At 71.0% G+C, this 15,323-nt stretch carries 4 protein-coding genes; all 4 read right to left on the reverse strand.

The window, feature by feature from the left end:
- Positions 1-26: 26 nt before the first annotated feature.
- Genes NGK70_RS16630 through NGK70_RS16645 form a run of 4 tightly spaced genes read right to left on the reverse strand, consistent with a single transcriptional unit; the run spans position 27 to position 14,890 of the window.
- Positions 27-3,503: a DUF3892 domain-containing protein gene (locus NGK70_RS16630; protein WP_251969615.1), complete on the reverse strand. Its 3,477-nt coding sequence runs from the start codon at positions 3,501-3,503 to the stop codon at positions 27-29.
- Positions 3,503-4,390 carry a hypothetical protein gene (locus tag NGK70_RS16635; protein ID WP_251969616.1) on the reverse strand — a complete coding sequence of 296 codons (888 nt, stop codon included), beginning with the start codon at positions 4,388-4,390 and terminating at the stop codon, positions 3,503-3,505. Before NGK70_RS16635 ends, NGK70_RS16630 begins: the two co-directional genes overlap by 1 nt.
- Entirely contained in the window at positions 4,390-5,562 is a 1,173-nt protein-coding gene (locus NGK70_RS16640) for a hypothetical protein (RefSeq protein ID WP_251969617.1), read from the reverse strand. Before NGK70_RS16640 ends, NGK70_RS16635 begins: the two co-directional genes overlap by 1 nt.
- A 16-nt stretch (positions 5,563-5,578) precedes the next feature.
- Positions 5,579-14,890 carry a DUF6603 domain-containing protein gene (locus NGK70_RS16645; RefSeq protein WP_251969618.1) on the reverse strand — a complete coding sequence of 3,104 codons (9,312 nt, stop codon included), beginning with the start codon at positions 14,888-14,890 and terminating at the stop codon, positions 5,579-5,581.
- Positions 14,891-15,323: the final 433 nt, after the last annotated feature.

Here is a 15,323-nt window from a genome sequence, read left to right on the forward strand (position 1 = left end):
ATGCTCGCTGCTTTGGGTTAGGTGGGTCAGGAGCAGGTGGGCAGCTGCTCGAGATTGTTGGCAGCCGTGTCGTCCATGTCGGTGCGCGGAAACTTGCGCCCGCGAGGCGACGTGTCCACGACCAGGCGCACGTCGCGCTCGATGCCAGCGACAACGGCGCGCACGAAAAAGCGGAAGCGTCCTGACTCGATCATCTGCACCATCTGGTCCGAAGACATACGCCAACTGCTGCCGTCCGGATTGAGACCGCCCAGTTGCTGGATGGTGTTCTGAGGCCCCCAACGGCGGATGCAGGTGACCTGCATCGGCACCCCGCTGTACAGCGTCTCATCCGCGAGCTTCAGGCGCAGGTAGCCGTCCTCGACCTCTACGGCCGCGCCTGCCTCAGCGGAAGGCGGGTCGAGCGAAACGGCCTCGGCGCGCCATGGCTCTCCAGGGGAAGGGCGGCGCCACCAGGTCCACGTTCCGGCCGGGCCGGCGGGCAGCGGTACCGACATCGCATCCGGGTCGCGTAGCAGGTTGTCGAACGCCAGCGTTGGTGTCAGCCGGCGCAATGGCCGCTCGGTCCATTCGCGTTGCATCTGCAACTTCTTCACCGGCAGTAGTCCGGTGGTTAGGGTTACGTCGGCTCCGGGGGTCGTGAGCAGCACCAGCCGCCGAACCTGCCCCGGTTTCAGCCACAGCAACGGCTCGCCGACGAAACCGCCCGCCGACGTCGCCTGCGCGGCTTCGCTGACCGCTGCATGCACCGGGTGCACCTGCTCCGCCCGGTCTTCGGCGAACCAGGCCAGGACACCGTCGTGCAGGCTACCTATGGAGCCGATGCGGCACGGCACTGCCATGGTCTGGGCCGGCGACTGCGCATCGTCCACCACAACGGACACAGCCAACCTCAGCACGGTCAACGGATTCCCCACAAGCAGCGACAACTGCTCGTCTCCGACACGGCCGGTCACGTCGACCGCGCCGCGCGTCGTGTCGATGAGGCGAAGCAAGGCCGGCAAGGCACCGCCGACCGCGCCGCTGCGGTCTGCGCCCACCACTGCCGAGGCCACCGTGGCCAAAGCCGCCAGTGTGTCCGCGGCCAGCGCGGCTCCGGCCGGGCCCAGAAGCGCATGGTCGCCTTCGGCGGCGGCCGGAGGTCGAACCGTTACGCCAGGCGCCTCCTCCAACCTGCTGCGCCCGGTCTCGGGGTCGAGCAGCAGGCGCGCGACGATAGCCCCCTCGGAGTCGGCGAACTCCAGACTATCGCCCAGCGGGTCGGGCAGCAGGAAGCCGCACACGGGGTTCTGCCCCGAACCGGCTTCGGTATCGCTATCGGGCGCAAGAAAGCGGGCCTCCAACGCGGCCGGCGCGGTGAAGCGCGGGCGCAGTGCGATGGCCGCCGGACCGGCGCCAGCGGGCAGCGTCAGTTCGGCCGGCACCAGCGGCGGTGTACCCGACGACGGGTCGTGCAGGGTCATCACCTGGCCGAAAGTGTCGACCACTCGCACACGGCCCAGGCGCCAGGCACCGGCCACGCTGCCAGCGGCAGCGTAAAGTTCGCCAGTCACAGTGGCGCGCGAGGGCGAGTCGTCGATGCCGCGGCCGCTGACCCACACGCCGGGTGGCGTGCCGCGGGTGCGGTCGAAAAGGCCCTCTAACGAGGCCGCGACCAGGTCTTTCGCAGCCAGGTCGGCACCGCTGTCCAGCGCGCCTCCCGCCGCTGCTGCCAGCAAGGCGGAGGGTGCCGGTGATAGCCAACCGATCCCGCGCAATGCGCGCGCGCGGCCCTCGTCGACCGTGAAGGCGGTACTCGCCTCGAAGTCGACTTCACCTAGGCGCCAGTGGGTGGCGCCATCCGGCGTTGGCAGCAGTACCGCCTCCCAGTCGATACGCAAAGGATTCCAGGGCCGGCTGGGGCGCGTGACGCCCACAGGCGATGGCAGGCGTCCGTTCCACCCGGTGCCGGCCGGCGCGCTGCGCCAGTCGGTACTCCAAAAATCCCACCAGGCGGCCCGCGCCATAGCGGCGGCCGAACTGGTGCCGGCGCTGGCGAGGTCGCCGACGCTGCCCGGGTCAATTAGGGCTAGCTCCGCCACCAGCGCGCCCACTTCCTCGGGCACGTCTCGCGCGGCCACCCACGGCGCCAGCAGCGGCGGCACGGCGGCGGTGACGGTCTGGCCGGTGACACGGCAGTCCAGCAGGCCCTGCACGTGGAAGCGCCCGTCGCCGCCGTGGCGCAGCGAGCGACCCAATCCGCTGGCCACCAGCACTGGATTGCCCGGCATCCACTGGCGGGCGACGGGATAGGAGACGTTGGTGAATCGGGAGGCTGCGGCAGGTGCATCGGCGGCTACGCCCCGGGACGCGTCGGCCGCGCCGGACAGACGCTCCCATGTCCGGTGCAGCGCGCGGAAGTCGGCAGTCACCGGGACCAGATCGGACGACGCCAGCGCCGTCACCACGCTCGCCGGTGGCACCGGCGCCGGCGCCTCGGCCTCCACTTCCTGGTAAATCACCTCGTCGTCGTACAGCGGCGGGGCGACCGAGCGGAAGCGTCCCTGGTGCCGTGCCTCGTCGAGACGGGCGGCACCGTCGGCCTGCGACAGCGCAAGCACGTCGCCCGTAAGCACGGCCTCGCTCAGCGCCGCCAGGGCCGGTTCGGCGACACCGTCCAGCAAGGTCACGGCGGCAGCGGCTAAGGTGTCTGCCAGTGCCAATCGAACCTCGTCGGCTGCCGGCGGTCCACCCGCTTCGGCAGACAGGCGCCCCCCGTCGTCGCCCGGCCAACGCGTGCCGGGCCAGGCGATGGCCAGTGCGCTGCCGTGGAAGATGGACGCGGTCGGCGGCGCGCCCTCCAGCGTGGCGGCCCAGCGGAAGCGCTCCAGCAGACGGCCCACCGACGTTGGCGTGGCTGGCGTGTCGGCGGCGGGCGTTAGCGGGTCGAACGCCGGGTGCGTGTACCAGCCGATCACCGTGTACGCGAGCGGCCCTTCGACGTTCGCGTCGTCCAGCGGGTCGTGAAACGCCAGCCGCCCCTGAACTTCGTCATAGGAGAGTGCCCACGACGGGTGCGGCCCGAACCAACCGCGCCCGCGCACGCTCACGGGCACCGAACCCGACCCCGCTGCGTGAGGCGTGAGGTGGCCGTCGCGCAGGGCCACCGCGTCGGCCGCGTGGATATTGGGCAGTAGCCAGGCGGCCATCTTGCGCGGCACGCCTGCACTTGCTAGGCCGTGCAGGCGCACCACCAGCCATCGGCACGGTAGCGGCGGGAACTGCGCAGCGTCGGCGCGCCGCACGGCCAGCGCGTCCGGCACGGCCCAGTGCAGGTGCACGCCGCTTGCACGTGGCGCGGCCGTGTCGGTGAACGGCGGCGGCGCCAAGTCCTGCCGGCGCGGAGCGGCATTGAGGGCGGGTCGTGCCGCGGCCTGCCATGCCGTGCGGGCGGGCGCCACGGAAGCGTCGCCGCGGCGCACCACCAACGCGTCGAGCGACAAGGGCACGATCAGACGCGTCATCAGGTCGTGCTCCTGCGATAGCGCTGGCGCCCGGGTGCCTGCATCAGTTGCAAGGCCAGCCCGGCCGACGATGCGGACGGGTCCGGTGGCCGGCGCGTCGACGGCAGCGCGGTCGACAAGGCGGCGCCCAGCCTGCTGGCCAGCACGGCCACGTCCACCACGCCGTCCGACACGACGCCGCGCATCGGCACGTCCACCAGCACCGGCGCGGCGGGATTGGTAAATGCGCCGGTGTTGTCGCGCAGCGCGACGGCGACCTGGCCGGGCGTGCCGCCGTGCGCTCCCAGCCGCACCTGCGCGTGCGGTTCCTCGAACACCACCAGGTCGGGCGACCGCGCGAACACGCAGACAAGCACGCTGGGAGTCAGCCGTTCGGCCCGCAGCAGCCCGACCGGCGTCGCGCCACTCGCGGGGTCGTCGGGATCCTGTCCGTCGGCGACCACGCCGGTCCACGCGCGCACGCGCAGCGCGGGGTAGAGGCGCACGATGCTCGAACTAAGGATCACGCCGGTGTGGCCCACAGGCACGGCCACGTCGACGAACTCCCTGCCGTCGGGCGACGCGGCGCTCAGCAGGCCTCGGCGCAATGCCGAGATCCACGCGGCGTCGATGTGAAAGAAGCGCAGCGCCTCGCTGGAGGTGTGGTCACCGGGGGTCTGCAGCAAGCGCGGATCAGGTACGAGATAGCGGATCGGCACGCCGGCCAGCAGGCTGGCGTCGTCGAGCCGCTGCGCCACATACGCCGGCAACATGGGCGCCGGCACGTCGGCCATGCGCGCCGAGATTGCAGACTCGGGCCCGGCCGCACCAGGCGCTGCCGGCAACGGCGCGGCCGTCGGCGCGGCAGCGTTGGCCAACAGGCTGCGCGGATCGGACAAGGCGTGCATCAGCGTTCTCCCCGCGCAGGCGCAAGGCCGGGCGCGGCGGCGCCGCGGCGGCCGGCGTCGGGCACGTCGGCGGCGTCGCGCCAGCGCGCCACCGACGCCGCGGCCAGCGCGTGCGGGTGGACCGGCACGTCGGGTGCGGCTGCCTCCGGTGCCAAGCCTGCCGCCCTCATCGGCGCGGCGCCGACGCTTCCGGCCAGGCTGGCCGCGGTCTGTGCGCGCGCCTGTTTTTGCAACGCGCCGGCGCGCAGGTGCGCCAGCTCGCGCAGCAGCCGACCGTCCGCGATCGCGAGCGCGCGCCCGAGTGCGAACGCGGCCTGTTCGGTGACGTCGGGCTCGATGGTCGCCGGCGCGGGGGGGGGCGAGGACGCAGCCGACGGCGCCAGCGGTGAGCGGTAGCGCACGCTATGCGTGCGGCCGCCGCGGTCGCGCTTCTGCAGGGCTACCGCGCCCGTGGCATCCACAAACGGATGGTTGGCCGGTGCCGCGAAGGCCTCGGGAACTAGCGCCGACATGGTGGCCAGGAAACCGTGCATACCCGCCGAAACGGTGAAGGTCCAGCTGCGCAGCACGCTCAGGCCGAGCGTGGGCGCATTGCCGAGCAGGTCGTCGCGTCGGTCAAGCGACACGAGGCTGGCGCGCCATAGGCCGGGCGTGCGCGGAAAGCGGTTGGCCACCACCACGGCTTGCCAACCGTCGTCGTCGCCAAGGCCGGCCAAGGTGTCGCCGGCGTGCACCTCGCGCACGTGGCTGAGCAGGCGCACGTCCTGCGGGCGCGCGAGCAGCCGAGCTTGTGTCGCGGCATCGATGCAGCGCAGGCTGCCATCGGCTGCCAGCACGGCTTCGGCGCCCTCCCCTTCGCGTGTAAGGACAACGGTAAGCCAGGGCATGCCCGACTGTCCGAAACCCGAACGCTCCCACGGCAACGTGCGCCGGCGCAGCACGACGAAAGGCAGGGCGTCGCCGAAAGCGCCGTCGGCGCCGGCCGGCGGATGGACTGCAAGCACATCGGCACCGGAGGTGGTGTCGCCCACCACCAGGTCGAACGCGCTGGACTGCGGCGGCGTTCCCTCGACGCCCGCGGCCCAGCGCGGCGTCAGCGTGATGCGGTAGGTGCCGTCGCGCATGTCAGGCACGGCGCTGTCGTGCAATTGCAGTTGACCAGGTTGGAGCATGGAGGTCCTCGTGGCGTCAGGGCGTGACGGTTTCGCCGGCGGGCGCGACGAAGCGCAGCCGGCAAGGACGGGGGCTTCGGCTGGGCGAGGCCGCCAAGCGGGCCAGTGCGACGTGCAGCGACTCGGTTGCCGGCGCGATCGTGTCCATCAGCGGCGCCCATCGGTCCGCCATGTAGCGCTGCGCCAGGGCGCCGACGGCGACGACGTGCACCGCCATGCCGGCGCAGCACCAGGAGCGCGGATCGGCGCTGACCGTCACGTCGAGCGTGGGCGCGCTGCGTTCGAGCACCGGATAGATCAGGTGCATGCGCGCATCGGCGGCGCTGCCGACCACAAGCGGCGCACCGAGCCGGCCGCCGGCGACGGCCACCGTTACGTCGGACGTCGTCGCCCCCAAGGATCCGGCGTCCAGCGCCACCACCAGGCTGGCCTGCGGCGGCGTCGCGATCCGCGTGCACAGGGTGGCGCACTGGCGCGCCACCTGCCACGCGGTCACACCATCGGCGGCTCGAGTGCCGGGCGGCAGCACCACCATCGCCGGCAACTGAAACACGGCGCCGTCAGCCAGGAACGTGGACGCCGTGATTGGATACAGCGTGCTGGCTAGGTCCCAGCCCTGTGGCCGAGCGCCGGCCGCTCGTTCGTCCACCGCCGCGGCCACCGCCGCTGCACTGTCGGGCAGCGCGACCAAACCCTTCCCGGTGACCACGTCTAGCACCACCTCGCCCACCAGATTGAAGGCCACGACGCGCGTCGGCAGGTCAGCGGCGACATGGCCCGAACGTTCGTGGTGGACGAGGTCCCACAGCTGCGTCTGGCCGACCGGCAGCAGCGTGGACGTAGTCCGTGCCTTGCGCTGCGCGACCGGAGCCGGCGCGCCGGCATGGCGCGTCGACCAGCGCAGCCGCGGCGGCGTGGACAGCACCGGGCGGCGGAGCGCGGGCGCTATGGCCGGCAGCGTCGGGGCGGCGGGAGCCGGCAGGAGCGACGTTGCTGCGACGCCGTCCAGCGGCAGCGGACGCGCCGGCGCTTCGCTCACGATGCGACCGACACCGATCGGCCCTAGTCCGGCCGGCGTCGCCACGTTGGCGATCGCCGCGATGCGCAAGCCCGCCGGCGCCTGCGCCATGTCGCCACCGACAGGCTGCGGCGGCGCCAGTTCGCCCACGGTGCCGGACCCCGGCGTCGAGGCCCAGACCGCGGCGGCGATGCCGGTGCGCACGACGTCCACCTCGAGTGCGCCTCGCTGCGCATCGGCCAAGCGCTCGAAGCTGCCGTCGGCACGTTGCGCCAGGATGTCGATAATGAGCACGGGATCGAGCGCCACGTGCGGTCCCATCGCCACGGCGTACAAGGACCGGTCGCCTGTGGACGAGAAGCCTTGCGGCCCCGCAAGTTCGACGGTGCGCAAGGGCAGCTTGGAGTCGAGCTGGATCTCGAACTCCGGCAGCACCTTGAACGGGCGCCCGGGCGTGCCGTCCGGCGTGTCCGTCGCGGCGCTGCGGCCGCCTCCGGCCGAGACCCGCAGCGCATGCGGCTTGGGCGCGGCGCCGCTGTCCACGTAACGCGCGACGAACTCGTCGAGTTCGAGGAAGGCCGGCGGCGCGGGGCGAGCGCCGATTTCGAACTCGACGCCCCACAGCACGTGCACGGTGACGCGCGCATACACCGGCGGCAGCTCGAGGTACACGTCGGCCGACACGTCGAAGTCGAAGCCCAAGGCCGTGCCGTAGACGCGGAAGCCGGTGTTCAGCACGAAGCGCGGCGGATGGAACCACAGCAGCGCATCGGCATACATCACCAGCGAGGCGCGGCCCCAGTCGGCCGTGAACGAGACCTCGAGGCGGCCGCCTGCCATCGCCGCTTCCGGTGTGACCGCGAAGTAGGCGCCGCCCTTGACGACGATGTTGCTGCTGTAGCGCCACTGGAAACCCACCGGCGCGACGACCGGATAGTGGGCGGGCGGCTGGAACAATGGGCCGTAGCCGCCGACGGTCATCACCGCCAGCGGACGCTGGAACCAGATCACGAAAGCGAAGCCGCCGGTCAGCCGGCAATCGCGCGTGAACAGCCACGAGTTTCGCGTCAGCTGCGCCTGCACCCGCAGCACCTGGTCGACGCTGGAGTAGTGGGCTAGCAAGCCCAGTTCCACTTGCGCGATCGTGAACGCTGCGCTGGGCAAGGGCGCGTTCATGAGGCCCAGCACGCCAATTTCGAAGCCCTGCGGCGCCACCTTCACGAACGCCAGCGCACGCGTCTTCAGCAACTCGAAGGTGGAGAACGTCATGCCCGCCGCCAGCCACATCGCACCTTCGCGCGGTGGCAGCGACGGCCCCATCTGCTTGACGATGTCGACCGCCGATGCGCCGGCAGCGCCCATCGCGGCGACCAAGGGGAAGGCCGGGACGGCCTCGGGCGCGGTGGGCGGCACCAGATCGCGGTTCCAACCGAAACCCCCGGCCACGCCGGTCACGAACATGAAAGGCGGCCCGCCGATCGGCGCACTGACGGCCGCGAACATGAATAGCGACGCGAAGGTGCCGCCGCCCGGCCGCGGCACCTGGGCGTAGGCGCCCAGCGCCGTGGCGCCGAAGCCGTAGGCCAGCACCTGCAGCAGGCCGCGGTACTCGTAGACCGGTTGTCCGTTCACTAGAATCGGCGTGCCGCTACTGTCGACCACCTGGGCCTTGGCCAGGGCGCCGGCGATGCTTACAGCGTCGTTCCTGAAATCGACCGCCAACCCGTCCAGGTCGACCTTCCAGGTCGACGGCAGCGTGGCGTATTGCGGCGGTAAGCGCATCGCCAGGCCTTGCACGGCGATCGTCAGCGGGCCGGCGACCAGGCCGCCGTCGATGGCAAGCCCGATGTAGTCCGCGGGCGTGGCCGTGCCGTTCACGTTGAACGTGTCACGGCCTGACTGCAGGCCCACACGCTCAATGTGCAGCGGCCCGAAAGTTCGGCCCACGTCGATCCAGAAGGATTCACCCGGCTGACCGTCGCCGAAGGCGATCGACAGTGCCTGTCCGTCCCAGGCCACGCGCAGGTCCAGAGGCGGATTGACTGGCGCCCCCTGGCGCGCCGAATCCCCGAGGAGGCTGGACGCGACCGCGTTGTTGGCGCTTCCGCCGTTCTGCTGCGGCAGGCCCAGCCCCGTGAGCGCCAGCGCGCCCGTCAGCGCCGTGCCGGTGACATGGCCCGTCGCGAGGTCGAAGTCAACTCCAACGCCAAGGATTGCCCTTACCTCGTTCAGCTTCAATGGGCTGGACACCAGGCCGCCATCGCGCGACAAGCCGAGTCCAACACCGGTGAACACGAGCCCGGGCTGAACTTTCCACCCCGACGCGTCGCGCCGCAGCACCGCGAGTTCGATGCCGCCCTGGCCCGCCGATCCAAACAGCAGCGCGGTGCGCACTGGCCCGCCGGGTAAGGCCACGCGTCCGGAAAGCGCCACTCCTAGGCGCGTGCCGTCGGCCAGCAGGCGCAGGTCGATCTCGTGTCCCAGCGACAACGAGAGGTCCGATGCAAAGGCACCAGCCGCGCCCGCGAGCATGCTCATCGGATCGGGCAGCGGCACGACTACGTGCCCGCCGCTCAATATTCCGGCCGACGTCAACAGCACGCGCATGGTCGTTGGCGCGTTGCCGTCGCCCAGGGGCTCGTCCAGCACGCCGTCGAGCAGTCGCACAAGCAGGTCGAGACCGGGCACAAGCAGCCAGCGTCGCGCGATTTCGCTGCGGCCCGCGGCGGTGAAGCGCAGGTCAGGCTGTGGGGCCAACACGATTCTGGCGTCGGCCGCCGCGGTTTCGCCGAGCGGGTACAACTCCACCGACACCGTGCCCGCCGTGTCGAGGCGCGTCCGCAGGCGCGGCGCGGGAACGATGCGAAGGCTTTGCGCCAGATCTAGGTCAAGCCGAATGTCGCCGCTGGCCTGAAGGCCCGAAGTCGTCGCGCGCGCCTCGAACGACAGACCCAGCCCCACCGGACCGGCGGCCAGCCCGCCGACGTCAATTCGCAGGCCCGGCGCCGCGAGCAAGGCGGTGACCGTAGCCGTGCCGCCAGCGATGCCGGACAACACCAGGCCCGGTCCGTCCACGCCCGCGACCACTTGCACCGGGCCGACGCCACCGCCCAACGAGGTGTTGGTGGCGGTGGCCAACAGCTGTGCCACAGCGTTGCCTACCTCGGCGGCGCGCGCGGCGATCGCCTCTCCGGTCAACGCGCGCAGGGGCAACGGGCCATCGCTGAAGCTGGTTCCGTAGATGCCGGCCGCGCGCGCCAGGGCCAGCGCGTCTTGCCGCAACGGGCCGGCGGGCAACGCGTCGCACAAGGCATTCAGCACGGCGGGCAAGAGGCGGTCGATCGCGGCGTCGACCAGAGCGCTCCAGCCCGAGAAGTGCGGGAACAGCTCGATAGGCGTCCCGGGCGTGGGCGTGGCGGTGACGCGCAGGCCGCCGGCGTCCACCGCCAACGCCAGGTCGAGACGTTGCCATGCTTGCTGAACGGCCGCTGGCAGGTCAATGCCCAACACGAGCCGGCCGCTGGGCTTGGCACCGCGCGGCGTGAGCGCCAGGCCGGCCCCGAGTTCGACGCGCAATCCAGCTGCTGGCGACCACCCGCCGGCGCCAGTTGCGGCCTCCAGCCGCACGCCGTCGGCCAGCGCAGCGACCACGATGTCTAGCACGCCGTCGACCAGCGGCGTCCGCCCGGCGCTGGTCGGCCTACCGAGCCAGCCAGCGATCGTGCCCACCAGCAACTCGAGCGCACCTGGCGAAAGCAGACGCTCTCGAAGCGTTGCCGCCGGGTCGCGCGATAGCGGCAACAGCGCGGCGATGGGCGGCGCGTCGGGCAGCACCTGCGCCGCCAGCGCCGACAGCAGGCCGCTGCCCAGGGCCGCATCTACGTGCGGCCGCAAGCGCCCGGCCGCGGCCTCGGCGTCCGCCTGTGAGGACAGCGGCCAAAGCGCGAACGCAGGAGTGTTTCCCAGTTGCAGCGTGTACTGCCCCGCAGAGAAGGCAAGGTGGGCGCCGGGCAACTCGGCCTGCCAGCCCGACGGCCCCACGGCCCCAGCCCCGCATGCCACCTTGAAGTGCAGGCGGCCGGCTTTTCCCAGGGGCAGGCCAGCCGGCACGGTTGCGACGGTCAAGCCCCAGGCGCCACTGGGCAGGCGCTGCACGCTGCACTCCAGGCCGGTGGCCGGCGATGCGCGCCAACGCGCGACGCCGGTCGGCGCGGCTGTGTCCGGGCGCAATCCAAGCACGCCGCCCTCCTGCAGCCGCGCCTGCAGGTGGTTTGCCAGCCAAGGTGCTGGCCGCAGAACCAGTTCGGCCAGACCGTCCATGTCCACGTTATGCCGCCCGTTGGCAGGGCGTACGATGCCGAGGAGGTCGCGCAACAAGGCCAGTACTTCGACCGCGTGCGCGTCGCCGCCGCGCGCGGCGCCGTCTAGTGCGGCAATGACAGCGCCCAGCGCGGCATCGAAACCGGCGTCGCCGCGCTCGCGGCGCCTGTGCCATACGCCGCCCACGCTCACGTCCGACAACACGACACGCGCTGTCGCCGATGCCGCCGATGCCGACGCGAAGCTGCGCTCGTCCAGGTCTGCAGTGCACTCAATCGTCAGGCGGCGCACGGCAATTTGCAGCACGTAGGACGGCGGCCCCGCCAGCCAGCCCGAGGCGCCGTCGATTTGCAACAAGGCACGCAGCCGTGGCGGCGCGTCCTCATCCGACGTGAGACGCAGCGAGCCGAGATCGATGAACAGCGACCCCGTCGCGCGCAAGTCCGTCGTGGGCGCGGATAGGCGCAAGGGGAGTACGAGCGAATGCAGCAGGCGCTCGGCGTCGCGGCGCGGCGGGCGCAAAGCTTCGGCTTGTTCGAAGAGCGCCTGCGCGAAGCCGGCACTGTCGTTCGAAGTGCCTCCGGCTTCGTCGTCGTCTCGGCCAGCGCGCACGACCGTCACGGCCAAGCGTGGAACGGTCGCCGGCAGCGTCGCCGCTACCGCGGCGGCGCTGGCCGCGAGGGCATCTAACGTCAGGCGCCCGACCCGCCAAGGGCGCCCTGCGGTCGGCACTCCACCTCCGTCCACAACCTCGCGCCAGGCTGTGGCCAGGTCGGCCCAGGGCGTCGCCGTCTCGGCCGAGGCATTGGAAAACACGCCTTGCGCGAAGCGCACCGCCTCGCCGAGGTCCGCGTCGGCGAGGTCCAGTGGCGAGCCCGCGAGGCCGACAGGCGCGGTCACCGCCGCGACGCCTGCAATCACTCCGGGCGCCTGCGACGCTGCCCAGCGTACCGCCGGTTCGAACGAGGTAGCAGCCGCCAACAACGCCAGCGGGCCCTTGGTCTGCGCGACGCGCGTGAGGACCGCATTCAGCTGGTCGTCCGCCAAGGGCACTCCGGACTGCGTGGCGGCGACAACTACGTAGGCGCCCGCAGCCTCGATGCCGGCCACGGCGCCGAGCGCGTCGAGGCGCAAGTCCACGAGTTGCCAGTCGAAGCTGGTGGTGTCGAGAGCTCGCATCAGCGGCAGCCATGAAGCCGGGGGCCACCACGCAGGCGCCACAAGGACGGGGCACGCACCGGAGTCCACCCAGGCGCCAATGGCGAGGGCCGCCGCATCAACCGCGGCCGCATCCGCGAAAGGCGATAGGTCGGTCGCAGTGCCGCCCGCTACGATGGCCGGGCCCCACGACGCCTCCGGTGTGGTCGCGCCCCGAGGCCACAGGCCCCCGGTTTCGGTCGTCCACGTAGAGATCGCAGACAACGCATCCGCCAAGCGCGTGCTGTCGCCTTCCGCGGCGAGCGCCGCTAGCTCCGGCGAGGTCTTGAGCGCGTCTTCCAGCCACGCGAAGTCGGCCGCGCTGCCCGAAGCGCCAGGGGCAGCGGCGGCGTCGGTTTGCAGAGCCAGCGGTTCGTCCGCGCTGGGCTTGTCAAAGCCGAGCCAGAGCCCGAGTCCCACACCGTTGACGGCATGGTCAACCTGCCATAGCCAGGGATCGCCGGCTCGACCCGTCCCGGGCATGGCGGCACTGTCACCACCCACCGCCGCGGCCATCAGGTCGGCGACCAGGGGCCCGTTCTCGCGTGGCGCGCAGGCCAGCCTCGCCACAGTGCTGATGACGCTGGGCAGGTCGAGAAGCATGTCTTGCAGCGTCGGACTGCTCTCGAACAGCGCCGGCGCGGCCTCGGCAAGCGCCCGCACCAGGCTGGACCATCCGGTGTCGGCCCCGGTGGACAGGCTTTCGAGCGCCCATCTGGCAAAGCGCTGCACGGTCTCGGGCGGCACCGCAGCCAAGTCGAGGCCGAGACCCGCGAACAGTTGGGGCGTGGACACCACCGGTGGCCATTGCAGTGTGCCGAGTTGGAGCGGCTCGCCATCAGCGCCTTCGTCGTCGAAGGTCAATGTCGCGTCGCGGAAGCGCGCGGCTATTCGCGGCGTTGCGCCGGCCTGCCACACCAGGTCAAGGCTCGCTCCGGCGCATGACCATGCGCCGACACCGAAGGCACCGAAGTCGATCGAGGCCTCCAACGCCGGCCATCCCGCCGCAGCAATGGCGCCGTTGCCGCCGAAGTCGATGCGCAGCACCGTGCCAGCCAAGCGCACCTGGACGGCAGACTCTTCGACCGCGCCGCCCACCACCCGTCCCAGCGTCTGAGCCTCGACGCGCAAGTCGAACGAGCGCGCGCCGCCGGAGTCGGCCGCACCCAGCGCCGCGACCAGCCGCAACGCGAAGCCCGCATCCTGCGCGATCACGACTTGCCACACGCCATTGCCGGGCGTCTCGACAACCGGCGCTGCCACGCCGAACAGGCGGGCCAGCGATTCCATGGGGGCCGCCCAGTCGCCGCTTTCGAGGCGATGTCGGTGGAACTCGCCGATCGCGCGCATCGGCGCGGTGGCCAGCAGCGCCATGTCGATCGTCGGGGCGCCTCCCGCTGAGCGCAGACCCATCAGCACGAGCAGATCCTGCGCAAAGCCCGTCGTACCAAGCAACGTATCGATAGCGTCGCTCAGTGCATTCGACGCCGCCGCTGCCAGCGTGTCGGCCGAGGTGAGGTCCAGGCGAGCGTAGGCCCGGTTCTCCACCAGGACGCTCTCCAGCGCGAGCTCCGGTCGCACGCCGATACGGCCGCCCGCGCGCTCCACAACGACGCCACCCACGAGCCGGCCGACACCGAAGCCGCCCCGCGGCGCGACCAGCGGCACGTTGTTGCCCAGCGGCGGCAATGACAGCAGCGCGCTACTAGTCGTGAACCATGTCGGCGGCGCGGTGCCGTCGAGCGGTAGGCGCACTAACACCGACCGCAAAGCCAAGGTTGCTGCCACCGGTGACGGGATGTCCAACCCAATGCGCAGCGCGAGCTGCAGCGTGCGCGCTTGGCCGGCGGTGGCGTCAAGCGAGACCTCGAGCACCAACGATGGCGATGACGGCGCGATGGCTATGCTCCACGGCTGTTCGGGCGTCGGCGCGCCGCTCGCACTGGTCGTTACGTCCAGTTGCGCGAGGCCGGCCAAGTGCCGCACCCACGCCAGCAAGGCAGTGGCATCGCCTCGTGCCAGTTGGGCCACCCAGGCGCTGAAAGTGCCTGCGGATTGCCCGAGTGCACTGAACGACAAAGGCGGTATCGCGGGGTCGAGGCCTAGCGCCCCCGGCAAATGCGTCAGCACTTGCGCAGCGGCGGAGCCTGCGCCGGCGAGCCGGGCCATCACGCCCAGCAGCTGCACTACCAGCGCTGCCAGATCGCCAGCCAACGAGTCAGTTCTGATCTCAAGCGGCGGCAGCGCGAGACCGTCGACCACTAGCCCGTCCAGCCGCAGACCGATATGGCCGCCCGAGGTGTCCGCGGCGACGTCGACCCTGAGCGACGCCGTGGCATCGAACGGGTAGCGCAGCGACAATCGCACGGGTCCGCCGGGCTGGCCGCATACCGCGCGCAAGCCATCCCCGGAGCACTTGACGAGCGGTACCTCGATGTCAAGTGAAGCCTTGCTAGCAGCGTCGAGTTCGACATGGGCGAGCAGGCCCACCGTGGCTTCCACGGCGCCCGAGTCCGCACCAAGCCAAATGCCCAACGCCAAGGCGTGCGGTGCCAAATCGGCGAGCAAGTACGCGCGCGGGTCACCGACAGGAGCGGTCGTTTGCACGATGTCGTCGCGCGCAAGCAGCGCGTCAATCGCATCGAGCAAAGGCTTGCGACGGCGCGCCTGAGTGCAGCAGGCGGCAACGCTTTCGAGCGGATGATCGAAAAAGGCGGCGCTCAGGCGCCCGGCATCGTCGAGGATGCCGAGTGCCGTTGCAATGCTTGCGATCGGTGGGTCGAGCTCAGTCACGGGCCGTGCTCAGCGCCTGGCTGTTTGCGTGATCTTCGTTCGAAAACGGAAATGGGCTCACGGCGTCGCGCAGACGTGAAACTGGGGATGCGAAGTTAGACATTCATCTTGGCTCCGAAGACTGGCCTTGCACCACGCATTGCCCTTCCTGATGCCGACAGTCTTCTGATCGAGATCCACCTCATACCAGCCGTTGCCGCCCGACTCGCGGATAACGAAGCAAGCTTTCGCTGCCGCTACGAACAGTCGCTTCGCCTAGCCAAATCGAAGGGCGTCACATGCGAGTGGCGAGTTCTTCACGCGCCGGTCGATCAATTCGATAGCGTCGGGCTACAAGACCTTAGCGAGGGCTCCCCCGAGTTGACTAGCGTCAATTCTTCGGCACGACGCCTGATTCCCCATACTACGCCTGCATTGGTATCCAGGCAATCAG

Source organism: Sphaerotilus microaerophilus, assembly GCF_023734135.1.
Taxonomy (GTDB): domain Bacteria; phylum Pseudomonadota; class Gammaproteobacteria; order Burkholderiales; family Burkholderiaceae_C; genus Sphaerotilus; species Sphaerotilus microaerophilus.